Origin of the sequence: Mesorhizobium sp. M6A.T.Cr.TU.017.01.1.1, assembly GCF_004023115.1 — a bacterium.
GTDB lineage: Bacteria > Pseudomonadota > Alphaproteobacteria > Rhizobiales > Rhizobiaceae > Mesorhizobium > Mesorhizobium mediterraneum.
The window spans coordinates 1-14,519 of sequence record NZ_RZTA01000137.1 but is presented as its reverse complement, the minus strand read 5'-3'; the positions used below and the strand labels follow the sequence as shown (position 1 = coordinate 14,519).

Here is a 14,519-nt window from a genome sequence, read left to right as displayed (position 1 = left end):
ATACTGTCGACCAGGCACAGCCATGGACGACGCCCGCCGGTATCGCGCTGATCGGTGATGCGGCGCATGCGATGACGCCGTTTGCGGCGCAGGGCGCGGCGATGGCGATCGAGGATGCCGCGACACTTGCCGGCTTTGTCGCCGCCTCCCCCGCCGATCCATGGGGCGCGCTTGCTGCCTGGGAAAAAATGCGGCGGCCGCGCATCGCCAAAGTCGCCCGCCGCGGCGCCGTCAACCGCATTGCCTGGCACGCTTCCGGGCCGGTGGCGGTCGCGCGCAACCTGTTCCTGAAGCTGCGCTCGCCCGAAAAGCTCGCGGCGGATTTGGACTGGCTCTATGGCTGGCAGGCGCCGGACTCTGGCGGCCAATAGCGCCAGGCATCAATTATAAATCCGCATCGATAGGTCCAGCGTGGCCGGCAGCGGATTCCACCAGCCTGTCCGCAGGCCGGCGATACGCAGAGCAGCCGCGGTCCAGGTGTTGCAGCCGACCAGCGCGTTGAAATGGCCGTTGGCTTCGTAGAAGCGGTCGAACCTGGAATAGGCGGCGTTCTCGATCGGGATCGGGCCGTTCGGCCCTTGCTGGAAACTCGCGGCGATGAAGTCGAGCAACGCCGCAAAACGCTCCTCGCCGACGTCGAAGCCGGCAACGTCGGGGTGCGGCTCGGCAATGTTGCCGGCGACATCGATATGCATCACCGAAGCGTCACGGGTCAGCGCCTTCATCACCGGCATGGCCTTCAGCTCCGACCAGGTCGGCGTCTCCAGATAGAAGGCGCGCCCGCCCCAGCCGAAGACGATGTAGCGGACCTCGGCCATGTCGGCGGGAATGCCGCCATCGACCAGGAAATGGAAGCGCTTGCGCACGTCGTCATCGACCGGAATGGCGATATCGGTGTGGATCGGGTTTTTCAGCACCAGGATGTGCCTGCTGGCGATAGGATCGGCGGCCGCCGCCGGCAAGAGCGGCCGTGGAATGAATGTGCCCAGCACCACGGCGAGCACGATTGCCACCACCAGAATGGCGAGAAAACGCCCGAGCTTTTTCATGAAGGACAGCTTTTTCATGAGCGACGGCCTTGCAATCGGGGCGCGATCGCCGGCTGACAGCTCAGACGCAAAAGAGCCCGGCCGGGTTTCGGCCGGGCTCTTTTGATTTGCGCGAGAGCGATCAGTGCAGGATCTGCGACAGGAACAGTTTTGTGCGCTCGTGGCGTGGATGGTCGAAGAACTCGGCTGGCGTGTTCTGCTCGACGATCTGGCCCTGATCCATGAAGATCACCCGGTTGGCGACCTTGCGGGCAAAGCCCATCTCGTGGGTGACGCAGAGCATGGTCATGCCCTCTTCGGCGAGGCCGACCATCGTCTCCAGCACTTCCTTGATCATTTCCGGATCGAGCGCCGAGGTCGGCTCGTCGAACAGCATGATGCGCGGGTTCATGCACAGCGAGCGGGCGATGGCCACGCGCTGCTGCTGGCCGCCGGAAAGCTGGCCGGGATATTTGTTGGCCTGTTCCGGGATCTTGACGCGCGTGAGGAAGTGCATGGCGATTTCCTCGGCCTGCTTCTTCGGCGTCTTGCGCACCCAGATCGGCGCCAGCGTGCAGTTTTCCAGGATGGTCAAATGCGGGAACAGATTGAAGTGCTGGAACACCATGCCGACCTCGCGGCGCACCTCGTCGATTTTTTTCAGATCGTTGGTCAATTCCTTGCCGTCGACGAAGATTTTGCCCTTCTGGTGCTCTTCCAGCCGGTTGATGCAGCGGATCATCGTCGATTTGCCGGAGCCCGAAGGGCCGCAAATGACGATCCGCTCGCCGCGCATCACCTTCAGGTTGATGTCCTTCAGGACATGGAATTCGCCGTACCATTTGTGCATGGCGATGATGTCGATGGCGACATCGGTGGTGGAAACCTGCATCTTGGCGGCATTGACCTTGATCTCTTCCGCGCTGACTGCATTTTCTGTGGCCATGGAAGGTTCCCTTTTTTGTTCTTAGCGTTTGTAGCTGGTGTCGAGCCGGCGTTCCGTGAACATCGAATAGCGCGACATGCCGAAACAGAACAGCCAAAAGACGAAGGCAGCGAACACCAGGCCGGACCTGGCCGTCTGCGGCGTTGCCCAGTTGGCGTCGGAAAAATTCTGTTTGACGACGCCGAGCAGGTCGAACATCGAGATAATTGAAACCAGGCTGGTATCCTTGAACATGCCGATGAAGGTGTTGACGATGCCCGGAATGACCAACTTCAGCGCCTGCGGCAGCACGATCAGGCCCATCTTCTGCCAGTAGCCGAGGCCGAGCGAATCCGCCCCCTCATACTGGCCCTTGGGGATCGCCTGCAGGCCGCCGCGCACCACTTCGGCCATATAGGCAGCGGCAAACAGCGACACGCCGATCAGTGCCCTGAGAAACTTGTCGAAGCTGACGCCGGCCGGCAGGAACAGCGGCAGCATGACGCTTGCCATGAACAGGACGGTGATCAGCGGGATGCCGCGCACCGTCTCGATGAAGATGACGCACAGCATCTTGACGATCGGCATCTTCGATCGCCGGCCCAGCGCAAGCACGATGCCGAGCGGCAGCGACACGGCAATGCCGACGAAGGACAGGCTGAGCGTAACCAGAAGCCCGCCCCACAGCGAGGTTTCGACATGCGGCAGGCCGAACACGCCGCCAACCAGCAGGATGAAGGCAAAGATCGGCAGCGCGCCGAAGAACAAGATGGCGTTCAGCCCCTTGCGCGGCACCTTCGGGATGAGCAGCGGCACCAGAAATGCCACGAACAGGATGGCAACTAGGATCGGCCGCCAGCGCTCATCGATTGGATAGCGGCCGAACATGAACTGGCCGAACTTGGCGTTGACGAAGGCCCAACAGGCGCCGGACCAGCCGTCCGGCTGGATGCCGCCCTGCGCCACCGTGGCGCAAAACGTGCGGTCCGTGCCAGTCCATTGGGCGTTGATGAAGGCCCAGCTGATCAGTTGCGGCAGGATCATCGCGACCAGCACGATGCCGATGATGGTCATGATCGTGTCGCCGGCCGAAGCAATCAGGTTCTTGCGTATCCAGGCGCCCAGGCCGCGCTCGCTTGACGGCGCCGACTGTGCCAGAGCCATTTCGACGCGGACAAAGGAAAGGTCGTGCTCCTGCATGTCCCTACCTCTCCACCAGCGCCATTCTGGCGTTGACCACGTTCATGATCGCCGACGTCAACAGGCTGAGCGCGAGATAGACCACCATCATGATCAGCACGCACTCGATCGCCTGGCCGGTCTGGTTCAGCACCGTGCCGGTCGTCGCCGTCAGGTCGGGGTAGCCGATGGCGATGGCGAGCGAAGAGTTCTTGGTCAGGTTCAGATATTGGCTGGTCAGCGGCGGAATGACGATGCGCATGGCTTGCGGGATGACGACAAGCCGCAGGATCGATCCCGGGCGAAGCCCGAGCGCGCCGGCTGCCTCGGTCTGACCCTTGCTGACGCCCATGATGCCGGCCCGCACGATTTCGGCGATGAAAGCCGCCGTATAGAAGGACAGCGCCAAATAGAGCGACAGGAACTCCGGCTTGACCTGAAAGCCGCCAGTCAGGTTGAAGGTTGATTGCTTTGGATAGTCAAAGCTCAGCGGGAAGCCGCTCAGCGCGTAGGCCAGCAACGGCAAGCCGACGATCAGAGCCGCCGATGTCCAGAACACCGGGAATTGCTGGCCGGTCGCCATCTGCCGCTGACGCGCCTTGCGGGCGACAAACCACGCCATGGCAATGCCGAGAAGCAGAGCGACCAGGATCAGCCACGAGCCTTCGCCCCAGACGGGGCGCAAAAAGTAGAAGCCGCGCTGGTTGAGAAAAGAGCCGAATGGCAAATTGATGCTTTCGCGCGGCGGCGGCAGCACCGAAAGCACGCCGGAATACCAGAAGAAGATGACCAGCAGCGGCGGGATGTTGCGGAAGACCTCGACATAGACCATGCAGATCTTGCGGATCAGCCAGTTGTGCGAAAGCCGGCCGATGCCGAGGATGAAGCCAATGATGGTGGCGGTGATTATGCCGGCGCCGGCAACGATGAGCGTGTTGATGAAGCCGACCACAATGGCGCGGCCATAGGTCGAATCCGACGAATAAGCGATGGCGCTGTCACTGATGTCGAAGCCCGCGCGGCCCCTGAGGAAGCCGAAGCCTGATGCAATGCGCAGGCGCGTCAGATTGTCGATGGTGTTTTGGACGATCCACCAGACCAACGCCACCAGCACGATGACGACCACCGCCTGGAAGAATATGCCGCGGACCTTCGGATCATTGATAAAGGAGCCGCGGCTTGGCTCCTCGCGAAGAATTTCCTGCGATGCCATTCGACCATCCCCTGGAAAGAGAAACCGGAAGGCAGGAAAGCTGCCTTCCGGATCACATTTCGATCAGCGGATCGGCGGAGCGTATTGCAGGCCGCCCTTGGTCCACAACGCGTTGATGCCGCGCGCGATCTTTAGCGGGCTGCCCGAACCGACATTGCGTTCGAACATTTCGCCGTAATTGCCAACTGCCTTGACGATGTTGACGACCCAGTCGTTGGAGACGCCGAGATCGGTGCCGATCTTGGTGTCTGCTTCCTGGCCGAGCACGCGCTTGATCTCGGGATTGTCCGAGGCCTTCATCTCCTCGACATTGGCCTTGGTGACGCCGAGTTCCTCTGCCTGCAATAGCGCGAAATAGGTCCATTTGACGATGTGGTACCACTGGTCGTCGCCCTGGCGCACGGCCGGTCCGAGCGGTTCCTTGGAGATGATCTCGGGCAGCACGACGTGGTCGGCGGGTGCGCCGAGCGTCAGGCGGATGCCGTAGAGGCCGGACTGGTCGGTGGTGTAGACGTCGCAACGGCCGGCGTCATAGGCGGCGTTGACCTCTTCCAGCTTCTCGAAGACGACGGGGTTGTACTCCATCTTGTTCGACTTGAAATAGTCGGCAAGGTTGAGCTCGGTCGTGGTGCCGCTCTGCACGCAGACTGCCGCGCCCGAAAGCTGCAGCGCGGAATTCACGCCCGGCAGCTTCTTGGCGTTGATCATGAAGCCCTGGCCGTCATAGTAGGTGACACCGACGAAGTTCAGCCCAAGCGCCGTATCGCGGTTGATGGTCCAGGTGGTGTTGCGCGACAGGATGTCGATCTCGCCTGACTGTAGCGCGGTGAAGCGTTCCTTGGCGCTGAGCGGCGTGAACTTGACCTTGGTGCCATCGCCAAAAACGGCGGCCGCGACAGCGCGGCAGAAATCCGCATCGATGCCTTGCCAGTCGCCCTTGTCATCCGGCGCCGAGAAGCCGGCCAGACCGGTCGAGACGCCGCATTGGATGAAGCCCTTGGCCTTGACGTCGTCGAGCGTGGCCGCCGACGCGGCCGAAGCCACCAATCCAAGCGCGGCGGCGCCCAGAATGCCGATTGCAATGTGTTTCATAACCCACAGACCCTTTTCTGTTTTTTTCAGGCGAACCTGACTTTTTTTCGGTGTGAATGCAGCTTCCCGTTCCGGCCCATTCCCGGAACCCCGCATCGCAACCAACGCGCTGCCTCCCATTCACGAACTGCATCGAAGGCGATTATTCCTGTGAGGTCAAGGAAAATGACCGAAACCGAAAGAGATTGAAAACCAATTGCCGCAAATGCCCGAATTGCAGACAAACACGCCTGGAAATTAGTCAGCCGTGCGAACAAAGCCGGCAAAATCCGGCCAACGCAAATCGGGGCTGGGGCCTTTGAAATTCGCCTTCGGAAGGCTGCGCATTCCTGAGTTGCCATGGATCAATTGGTATATCCGAAGTCCGCCGCCTGGCGAGCGTCGGGCGGTTGCGCGGCCAATGCCGCCGCACTATGGCTAGCGCTTGATCAGAGGCGAAGCGAATGACAAAAGACGGCAACGAAATGGGCATCAACACACGGCTTGCCCACTCGGGCAACAATCCGCACGACTATTTCGGCTTCGTCAATCCGCCGGTGGTGCATGCCTCGACCGTGCTCTATCCCAACGCGGCGACAATGGCGGCACGCAGCCAGAAATACACCTACGGCACGCGCGGCACACCGACCACCGACGCGCTTGCCAGCGCCATCGACGGGCTGGAAGGCTCGGCCGGCACAATTGTGGTGCCGTCTGGCCTGGCGGCGGTGACGGTGCCGCTGCTAGCCTTCCTGTCGGCGGGCGACCATGTCCTGATCGTCGATTCTGTCTATCATCCGACCCGCAATTTCGCCGACACGATGCTGAAGCGCCTGGGCGTTGACGTCGAGTATTACGATCCGCATGCCGGTGCCGGCATAGCGGCGCTGATCAAGTCCAACACCAGGGTCGTGTTCACCGAATCGCCGGCCTCCAACACTTTCGAGGTGCAGGACATACCGGCCATCGCCAGCGCGGCACACGCCGCCGGCGCGATCGTCATGATGGACAATACCTGGGCGACGCCGCTCTACTTCCGCCCGCTCGACCACGGCGTCGACATCTCGATCCATGCGGCGACGAAATATCCGGCCGGCCATTCCGACGTGCTGCTCGGCACCGCATCGGCCAACAAGGCCTGCTGGAAACAGCTTTGCGAGACCTTCTACACGATGGGCTGCTGCGCCGGGCCGGACGACGTCTATCAGGTGCTGCGCGGCCTGCGCACCATGGGCGTGCGCCTCGACCATCATCAGCGCAGCGCACTTGATATCGCCGGCTGGCTGGAGGGCCAGCCGGGCGTAGGGCGCGTGCTGCATCCAGCGCTTCCCAGCCATCCCGATCATGATCTCTGGAAGCGCGACTTCTGCGGCTCAAGCGGCATTTTTTCGATCGTCCTTGCGGGCGGCGGCCAGAAACAGCAGCATGCCTTCCTCGACGCGCTCAGGCTATTCGGCCTCGGCTATTCCTGGGGCGGCTATGAGAGCCTTGCGGTGCCGGTCTTCCTCGGCGACCGCGTCGTCGCCAAGGGCCCTTATGACGGCCCGCTGGTGCGCCTGCAGATCGGGCTCGAGGACGTCGATGACCTCAAGGCCGATCTTGCGCGCGGTCTCGCCGCGGCGAAAGCGGCATAAGCGGGGAACTGCCGCCAAAGCGGCCCTGCATGCGCCGGGTCTCGGCCGCATCAGCAAGATTATTTCCCGAAGCTGTGATTTTCCGGATCGGTTTGGCTTTCAAATCCAACATTCTGGCCTCATTGCGAGGCCATCAGCCGCAAGCGGCACGTCCCAAACCCAGTTTCGCCACCAGAGTTGTCAGTACCATGGCCTTTCGCCTCTTTGTCCCAATACTTGCCGGCGCTACGCTGCGCGAGCGGATCATCGCCTGTATCGGTGCGACGATCGGCATTGCGTTGACCGGCGCGATCAGCGGTCTGGTGCTCGGTAGCGGCCCGCATGTGCCGCTGCTCGTGGCGCCGATGGGTGCCTCGGCCGTGCTTTTGTTCGCGGTGCCGGCGAGCCCGTTGGCGCAACCCTGGTCGATCATTGGCGGCAACACCATATCGGCGCTCGTCGGCGTGCTCGTGGCGCATTTCGTGCATGAGCCCATCCTTGCGATGGGCATTGCGGTGTCATTGGCCATAGCCGCCATGTCGTTCACCCGCTGCCTGCATCCACCAGGTGGGGCTGCCGCCCTGACGGCTGTGATCGGCGGACCGGCCGTCATCGGTGCCGGCTTCCTGTTTCCTTTCGTGCCGGTGGCCTTGAACTCGATCGTGCTCGTCGCGCTCGGATACGGCTTTCACAAGTTGTCGCGACGGACCTATCCACATGTGACGGTGGCCGCGCCAAAAAACAGCCACGGCACCATCGATCCACCCGCTCAGGAGCGTATCGGCTTCCGGCCCGAGGACATCGATGCTGCGCTTGGTACCTTGGAGGAGACATTCGACATCGACCGCAACGATCTCGAACGGCTGCTGCGGCAGGTGGAGTTGCAAGCGATGGTGCGTACGCACCGGACCTTGCTGTGCAGGGACATCATGTCGTGCCATGTAATTTCGGTCGATGAACACGCTCGCGCCGACCAGGCACGTCATTTGCTGCTCGCCCACAACATCCGGACGCTGCCGGTCGTAGATTCGGAGGCCAGGCTTGTTGGCGCCGTCGGACTGCGAGAACTGGCATGGGCCTCGGATACGGTGAAAAGCGTGACAAAGGCCGTGGCAACCGCCTCGGCGAGCGCGCCTGCCATGGGCCTCCTACCCGTGCTCACCGACGGCCGCAGCCACGCCGTCGTCATCATAGACGACAACAGGCGCATCCTCGGCCTGATCACGCAGACCGATCTGCTGGCCGCAACGGCCCGCACGCAAACTGCAGACAGGCTGCTGGCGGAAGCGGTAGCGTAGTCGCTGCCGGCCGCCGGCTGCCGGAAAATGTTGGGAACCTTTTCCCGGCTAGGCCGTCCAATGTTTCGATCGGAGGATTTGCTTCCGGTCAGGAGATTGGCTTGCGATGAGGAAACCGGTCATGTCGGCTGTCTTGACCGTCATGCCTGCCGCAGCTGGCGAGATGCAGCTTGTCGGCCGCGCGCTGGCACGGGAGGGCGGAGCCTTCCGCACGATTATCAAGATGCACAACCAGCGACTCTATCGTATCGCCCGCAGCGTCGTTCGCAACGACAGCGAGGCTGAAGACATCGTGCAGGAGGCTTATGTCAAGGCCTTTGCCCATCTCGGGGATTTTCGCGGGGAATCCTCGCTCGCCACATGGCTGTCGCGCATCGTCATCAATGAGGCGCTTGGGCGCTTGCGCAAAAGACGGCGAACGGTAGCCATGCCGCAAACTCCACACGCCGAAATCATCAAATTTCCCCTCGATCCCAGCGACGATCCGGAGCGGACGATGGCGCAACGGCAAATCCTCGAACTTGTCCAACGGGCGACCGATCGGCTTCCCGATGTGTACCGGACAGTGTTCGTGGCGCGGGTGATCGAGGGTCTCAGCATCGAGGAGACCGCCGAACTGCTTGATGTGCGGCCCGAAACCGTCAAGAGCCGCCTGCACCGCGCCCGCGCCCTCGTGCGCAAGGCGCTGGACGATCAGATCGGCCCGGTGCTGCTCAATGCCTTTCCCTTCGCCGGCCGCCGGTGTGAACGGCTGACCGCCGCGTTGATGCAGCGGCTTGGCTTTACAGACTGATTTTTCCCGAATTCCCGGGAACGTTTGCCCCCGCCCGGCATCCAATCATCGTCAACTGAAATGCCCGGAGCCAACCGCATCCGGCGAAGGAGAACGTCATGTTTATTCGATCGACCACCGCACTGGCAGCGCTTTTCCTGCTCAGCGCAGCGCCGTTGGCGCAAGCCGCCGACAAGCCGACCGACCCGCAGATCGCCCACATCGCCTACACAGCCGGCGTGCTTGACGTCGAGGCGGCCAAACAAGCGCTGGAGAAATCGAAGAACAAAGAGGTTGTAGATTTCGCCAAAGATATGGTGCGAGACCATGAAGCCGTAAACAAACAAGCGCTTGACCTGGTCAAGAAGCTCAAACTGACGCCGGAGGACAACGCCACCAGCAAGGCGCTGACCGAGGCGGCGGCCGAGGAACGAGCCCAGCTCGCCAAACTCGACGGCGCCGCCTTCGACAAGGCCTATGTCGCCAACGAGGTCGCCTTCCATAAGCAGGTCAACGCCGCGCTCAAAACCCTGCTGATCCCCTCGGCCGAGAATGCCGAACTGAAGAGCCTGCTGGAGACCGGCCTGAAGCTATTCCAGGGCCATGAACAGCATGCCGAACATGTCGCCGGCAAGCTGAAATGAGAACAGCACCGACGGCGTCGAAACGGCATCTGTGGGTTGCTTTGGCGCTAACCATTGGTGCCGCACCAGCCAAGGCCGGCACGATTGAGGTGACGATCGAGAAGCTTGTATTTTCGCCCGCAAGCATCGAGGCGAAGGTCGGCGACACGATCGAGTGGGTCAACAAGGACGTGTTCGCCCACACGGCGACCGTCAAGGGCGGCTGGGAGGCTATGATCCCGCCGAAGAAGGCGGCGAGCCTGACGCTGAAGACGGCGGGTTCGGTCGACTATTTCTGCCGCTTCCACCCCAACATGAAAGGCCATCTGACGGTGGCGTCGCCCTAGCCATGCCAGCGGAGACCGCCCTGCGCGCAGCGCGGTCCGGCGGCGTCAAGCCGCCTGGTAGCGAGGCGCCGGTTCGCCGGTTTGTGTCGCGGCGAACAGGGTGGCGCGGGCGGCGTCGTAGGTTTCCCACAGCGCACGGTCGTGGACTGACGGCAGCGTGATGGCTTCACCCTGATCGAACCCTGCCAGGGCCGCGTCGACCATGTCTTCCGCGGTCATCACCACTGCCGGGTCGAACGCTGAAAGCGGCATGCCGGCGAATTCGTAGAATTCGGTGGCGGTCGCAGCTGGAAGAACGAGCTGCAGCCTGACGCCGGTCCCGGCAAGCTCCTCCTGCAGGCCACGGCTGAAGTTCACCACATAGCCTTTGGTGCCGCTATAGAGGGAGGTGATCGGCAGCGAGTGCAGCGCCATGACCGAGGCTATATTGATTATCGCCCCGGCGTTGCGCGACAGGAATGCCGGCAGCGCCGCTCGGGTCAGGCGCGTCAGCGCCGTGATGTTGAGCGCGATCGTCGACGCGGCATTCTCGTCGGACGTGTTTATCGTCGATCCAAGCGTTCCGTTGCCGGCGTTGTTCACAAGCAGCGTGATGGCGGGGTTGGTGGCGAGCACCTTCTCGACGCGCGCCAAGCCGTCCTCTTTGGTCAGGTCGGCGCCGATCACCTCGACCTTGGCGCCATAGGCCCGCGACAACTCCGCTGAGAGGGTTTTCAGGCGTTCGGCGCGTCGCGCCACGAGCACAAGATCATAGCCACGGGCAGCGAGGCGGTCGGCATAGACGGCGCCGATGCCGGCGGAGGCGCCGGTAACGACGGCGATCGGCTTGGAGGCTGAGTTCGACATGGGGTATCTCCTAAAGTTGAGCGCTCAAATGTTGAGTGCTCAACCAACTAGCCAAATCTCTGCCCCATTGCAATGGTTCAGCACTCAACTATTTTGTGAAGATGGGAAAAACGGTCGAATCGTTTGCATCGCTCGAAAGTCGGGACGAGCCCGACGCGGAAGCGCCCGGCATGCCGAACGATTTCGTCTGCATCAATTCGTCGCTGCGTCGTGCGGCGCGGCGGCTTGGCCAGTTGTATGACGTGGCGCTCGTCCCAACCGGGCTGACGTCAACGCAAACGCTTCTGCTCGGCCAGATCGACGGGCTCGGGGCCGTTTATGGCGAGGACGGGCCGACGCTGCAGGTCCTCGCCGCCCGCCTGGCGATCCAGATTTCAGCGCTAACGCACGCGTTGCGGCCGCTTGTGCGCGACGGTCTGGTCGAGGTCCGCCAGGATGCCCACGACCGGCGAACGAAGCATGCCGTGCTGACGCCGCTCGGAAAAGCGCGATACCAGCAGGCATATGTTGTGTGGGTCGTGGCCAACCGGCGCGTCGAGGCGATTTTGGGGGCGGCCGCGGCCGAAAAGCTGAGGAGCCTCGCCGACGATGTCGCCTCGCAGGACTTTCTCGACGCCTATGTTTCGGGCGAGAAGCCGGCGAGCGGCACCGAACCGTCGGAACATTAGAGCGCAGCGCGTCGTTTGGGATGCGCCACGGGCCTTAGTCTAGGTCTTTCTTCGACCAGCAACCGCCGCTCGGACGTCGGCGGACAATCTGTGCTAAAGTAACCCTATGAAAGCATGGCTGGAAACGGCAAAGCGCCGGGCGCGCGACATCAAGCTTGATGTCGTCGCCCTGTGGTTCGCCGCGCGTGACCCTCGGGTGCCCTGGTCCGCGAAACTCGTGGCGGGGATGGTGGCCGCCTATGCGCTTTCCCCAATCGACCTGATCCCGGATTTCATCCCGGTGCTCGGCTATCTCGACGACCTGATCATCGTGCCGCTCGGCGTAATCCTGGCCATAAGGCTTGTTCCGCCGCCGCTGATGGACGAGTTTCGAGCGCGGGCTGCCGCGCTCGAAAAACACCCGCAAAGCAGGACGGGAATGTTCTTTATCGTGGCGCTCTGGCTGGCTTTAGCGGCTTTGCTGATCTGGGCGTTCTGGCCCACCCGCGCCAAATAGTCCGATCAGGGCTTCTCCGCAATCGAACGCCTCGAATATCTCCGGAACCGGCTCCAGCGATATGTCCCCTTGTGCCTCACTCACCCGCAGCAGTGCGCGTCCACGAACCGGAATAGCTTGGCTCGCGGCGCGCGATCCAGGCATCGAGCCCTTCGCGCAGATCGGCGGTCGGCGCCATGCGGGCGAACTGCTCGGCCTCAACCATCAACCCTTCCGCGATGGACTGGTTGATGCCGCGCGTAACTGCGGTGAGGATGCTGGCGACCGCCAGCTGTGAATGCCGCAGAATTCGCTGAGCCAGCTCAAGTGCTGCCCGCATCAGATCGTCGTGTGGAACCACCTGGTTGACGAGGCCGAGTTCGAGTGCGCGCTGCGGCGAAAACGCCTCCCCTGTCAGCAGCAACTCGAGGGCCCGCTTGCGTCCGGCCAGCCTCGGCAGGCGCTGCGTTCCGCCGAACGTCGGCGGCATTGCGAGAACGATTTCGGGTTTGGCGAACGAGGCACGTTCGCTGGCGATGGCGAGCGGCACGGCCTCGGTGATTTCGCAACCTCCGCCGAAGGCAAGACCGTTGACCGCGGCGATGACGGGTTTGCGGAACGCTTCCAGTCTGGCCGTCAATCGCTGCCCACGCATGACGAAGTCGCGCAAGGCGGCATCGGCGCCAAGCGCCACGCTTGCCGAGAATTCGTGGATGTCGCCGCCCGCCGAGAACGCCCGCTCGCCAGCGCCGGTGAGGATGACTGCCCGGATGGAGCCATCGACCTCGATAGCGTCGAGGATGGCCAGCAGGCGGTCGATCAGGGCGTAGTTCAGCGCGTTGAGTTTTTCAGGGCGATTGAGGGTCAGGACGGCAACCCCGTCGCGAACCTCGCTCAGGACAAGTCCGGTCATTTGGCTTCCTTTCCAGCATGCGGTGGCAGGAACAGGAAAGGATCAGGCTCTCGATTGTTTGTATATTCACTAGTCGGTATACATTGCCCCATGCCCCAAGCGCTCAGCCCTACCCGCAAACGTATTGTCGACGCCGCGACGAAGCTGTTCTATGCCGAAGGGATTGGCCGCGTCAGCGTCGATGCCGTCGCCGAAAAGGCAGGCCTCACCAAGCGCACGCTTTACTATCATTTCAAGAGCAAGGACGACCTGATCGCCGCTTATCTCGATGGCCGCGACCAGCCGAATCTGAAGCAGATGGCCGGCTGGTTCGACGCCGCCGAAGGCGGTCCCGATCGCAAGGTCGAGGCGATCTTCACCAATCTGGCACGCGTGGCACGCCATCCCAAATGGAAAGGATGTGGTTTCCTGCGAACGGCCGCGGAGCTCGCCGCCATGCCCGGACACCCGGCGATCAAGGTCGGGTCGCGACACAAGGCGAATTTCGAAAAATGGCTGGCCGGCGAAATGTCAGGCCGCAGCATTTTGGAGCCGCAAACCCTGGCGCGCGAAATCGTCCTTCTGATGGATGGCGCGTTCTCGATCATGCTGATCCACCGCAACCCCGACTATATCGAGGCAGCCGGACACGCCGCTGCCATGCTCGTTCGGGCGAGATCCCAAGACAGCGCCTGACGAAGGATTGCTGCCGCGACGATCCGTGCCGGCTAAAACCCAAGCGCCAGCCACGCCGTTCCGGCAAGCAGCGTGACCAGCGTCAGCGGCAGGCCGACCTTGAAGAAGGCGGCGAACGACAGAGTTGTGCCGGAGACCCGCGCGTGCTCCGCGACAATCAGATTGGCGACCGAGCCGAGCAGCGTGAAATTGCCGGCCAGCGTCGAGCTCATCGCGACGATCAGCCAGGCGCGCTCCGGGTTTTCCAGGCCGGGTATGAATGGCCGCAGCGCCAGCACGGCCGGAACGTTGCTCATGATGTTGGACAGCACCGCGGTGAAGCCGGATAGCCGCCAGACATCGTCCAGGCCGAGGTTTTTGGCCGAGGCGATGATGTCAGGGCTGAGCAGCGTCTTCTCGGCGCCGGCGACGACGATGAACAGGCCGGCGAACATGAACAGCAGCGGCCCGTCGATCTCGCGGTAGATGCGCGCCGGCTTGATGGCGCGGGTCACCAGAAGAATGGCGCCGCCGATGAGCGCCGCCTTGGCGACCGGCACGCCGGCAAAGAAAGCGATCGCCAGCCCGATGCAGACGACCACCGCCTTCAGCACCTGTCCCTGCAGCATGCGGCCGCGATAGACTTCGGGGCTGAGTTCGGCCTTGCGCGCGAATTCGGCCCGGTAGACGATGCGCACGATGACGATGACGGCGACGAGGCCAAACAGGGCGACGGGCGCCAGGGCCGCCGAGAAGGCCGGATAGGAAATCCCCGACAGCGCGCCTATGACCATGTTCTGGGGATTGCCGGTGATGGTGGCGACGCTGCCGCAATTCGACGCCGTGGCGGTGGCGATCAGATAGGGAATCGGGTTGCGGTTGATGACACGGGTG

Annotated in this window: 17 protein-coding genes; 9 read left to right on the top strand and 8 right to left on the bottom strand. The window is 62.6% G+C overall.

All coding sequences use genetic code 11. The features are described 5' to 3' along the window. Window positions 1–371: FAD-dependent monooxygenase (locus EOB36_RS29500; RefSeq protein WP_206637222.1), on the top strand; the 371-nt coding region annotated here is incomplete at its 5' end. Between the two features lie 9 nt (window positions 372–380). Here EOB36_RS29500 and EOB36_RS29495 read toward each other — a convergent pair. The 5 genes from EOB36_RS29495 to EOB36_RS29475 all read right to left on the bottom strand — a co-directional run bounded on the left by EOB36_RS29495 (window position 381) and on the right by EOB36_RS29475 (window position 5,437). Continuing rightward, window positions 381–1,049, bottom strand: coding sequence for a TIGR02117 family protein (locus tag EOB36_RS29495; RefSeq protein ID WP_095489326.1), 669 nt, complete (start codon window positions 1,047–1,049; stop codon window positions 381–383). A 121-nt stretch (window positions 1,050–1,170) separates the two neighbouring features. Further along, window positions 1,171–1,974 (bottom strand): amino acid ABC transporter ATP-binding protein, encoded by an 804-nt coding sequence (locus tag EOB36_RS29490; RefSeq protein ID WP_095489299.1) that lies wholly within the window; start codon window positions 1,972–1,974, stop codon window positions 1,171–1,173. A gap of 21 nt (window positions 1,975–1,995) precedes the next feature. Next, window positions 1,996–3,153 carry an amino acid ABC transporter permease gene (locus EOB36_RS29485; protein WP_128286259.1) on the bottom strand — a complete coding sequence of 386 codons (1,158 nt, stop codon included), beginning with the start codon at window positions 3,151–3,153 and terminating at the stop codon, window positions 1,996–1,998. A 4-nt stretch (window positions 3,154–3,157) separates the two neighbouring features. Next, entirely contained in the window at window positions 3,158–4,345 is a 1,188-nt protein-coding gene (locus EOB36_RS29480) for an amino acid ABC transporter permease (RefSeq protein ID WP_128286258.1), read from the bottom strand. Between the two features lie 63 nt (window positions 4,346–4,408). Continuing rightward, entirely contained in the window at window positions 4,409–5,437 is a 1,029-nt protein-coding gene (locus tag EOB36_RS29475; RefSeq protein WP_128286257.1) for an amino acid ABC transporter substrate-binding protein, read from the bottom strand. Window positions 5,438–5,880: 443 nt separating this feature from the next. Between EOB36_RS29475 and EOB36_RS29470 the strand changes: the two genes are divergently transcribed. The 5 genes from EOB36_RS29470 to EOB36_RS29450 all read left to right on the top strand — a co-directional run bounded on the left by EOB36_RS29470 (window position 5,881) and on the right by EOB36_RS29450 (window position 10,069). After that, window positions 5,881–7,050 carry a cystathionine beta-lyase gene (locus EOB36_RS29470; protein ID WP_128286256.1) on the top strand — a complete coding sequence of 390 codons (1,170 nt, stop codon included), beginning with the start codon at window positions 5,881–5,883 and terminating at the stop codon, window positions 7,048–7,050. A gap of 188 nt (window positions 7,051–7,238) precedes the next feature. After that, window positions 7,239–8,327, top strand: a complete 1,089-nt coding sequence (locus EOB36_RS29465; protein ID WP_128286255.1) for an HPP family protein — start codon at window positions 7,239–7,241, stop codon at window positions 8,325–8,327. Between the two features lie 121 nt (window positions 8,328–8,448). Continuing rightward, window positions 8,449–9,120 carry an RNA polymerase sigma factor gene (locus tag EOB36_RS29460; RefSeq protein WP_095489327.1) on the top strand — a complete coding sequence of 224 codons (672 nt, stop codon included), beginning with the start codon at window positions 8,449–8,451 and terminating at the stop codon, window positions 9,118–9,120. A gap of 98 nt (window positions 9,121–9,218) precedes the next feature. After that, window positions 9,219–9,743, top strand: coding sequence for a DUF4142 domain-containing protein (locus tag EOB36_RS29455; RefSeq protein ID WP_128286254.1), 525 nt, complete (start codon window positions 9,219–9,221; stop codon window positions 9,741–9,743). Beyond that, on the top strand, window positions 9,740–10,069 hold the full coding sequence (locus tag EOB36_RS29450) for a cupredoxin family copper-binding protein (RefSeq protein ID WP_095489306.1): 330 nt from the start codon (window positions 9,740–9,742) through the stop codon (window positions 10,067–10,069). Before EOB36_RS29455 ends, EOB36_RS29450 begins: the two co-directional genes overlap by 4 nt. 45 nt (window positions 10,070–10,114) lie before the next feature. On the opposite strand, the gene EOB36_RS29445 is transcribed toward EOB36_RS29450, so the two are convergent. Beyond that, window positions 10,115–10,915 carry an SDR family oxidoreductase gene (locus tag EOB36_RS29445; RefSeq protein ID WP_126107080.1) on the bottom strand — a complete coding sequence of 267 codons (801 nt, stop codon included), beginning with the start codon at window positions 10,913–10,915 and terminating at the stop codon, window positions 10,115–10,117. Between the two features lie 170 nt (window positions 10,916–11,085). On the opposite strand from EOB36_RS29445, the gene EOB36_RS29440 reads away from it, so the two are divergent. Together EOB36_RS29440 and EOB36_RS29435 are read left to right on the top strand one after the other, a co-directional pair. Continuing rightward, window positions 11,086–11,583 (top strand): MarR family transcriptional regulator, encoded by a 498-nt coding sequence (locus EOB36_RS29440; RefSeq protein ID WP_245467934.1) that lies wholly within the window; start codon window positions 11,086–11,088, stop codon window positions 11,581–11,583. Window positions 11,584–11,689: 106 nt separating this feature from the next. Beyond that, window positions 11,690–12,079 carry a YkvA family protein gene (locus tag EOB36_RS29435; protein ID WP_127295195.1) on the top strand — a complete coding sequence of 130 codons (390 nt, stop codon included), beginning with the start codon at window positions 11,690–11,692 and terminating at the stop codon, window positions 12,077–12,079. Window positions 12,080–12,155: 76 nt separating this feature from the next. On the opposite strand, the gene EOB36_RS29430 is transcribed toward EOB36_RS29435, so the two are convergent. Then, window positions 12,156–12,971, bottom strand: coding sequence for a crotonase/enoyl-CoA hydratase family protein (locus EOB36_RS29430; RefSeq protein ID WP_128286253.1), 816 nt, complete (start codon window positions 12,969–12,971; stop codon window positions 12,156–12,158). A 90-nt stretch (window positions 12,972–13,061) separates the two neighbouring features. On the opposite strand from EOB36_RS29430, the gene EOB36_RS29425 reads away from it, so the two are divergent. Then, window positions 13,062–13,646, top strand: coding sequence for a TetR/AcrR family transcriptional regulator (locus tag EOB36_RS29425; protein ID WP_128286252.1), 585 nt, complete (start codon window positions 13,062–13,064; stop codon window positions 13,644–13,646). A 32-nt stretch (window positions 13,647–13,678) separates the two neighbouring features. Here EOB36_RS29425 and EOB36_RS29420 read toward each other — a convergent pair. Then, a partial coding sequence (locus EOB36_RS29420; RefSeq protein WP_128286251.1) for an SLC13 family permease occupies window positions 13,679–14,519 on the bottom strand: 841 nt, incomplete at its 5' end.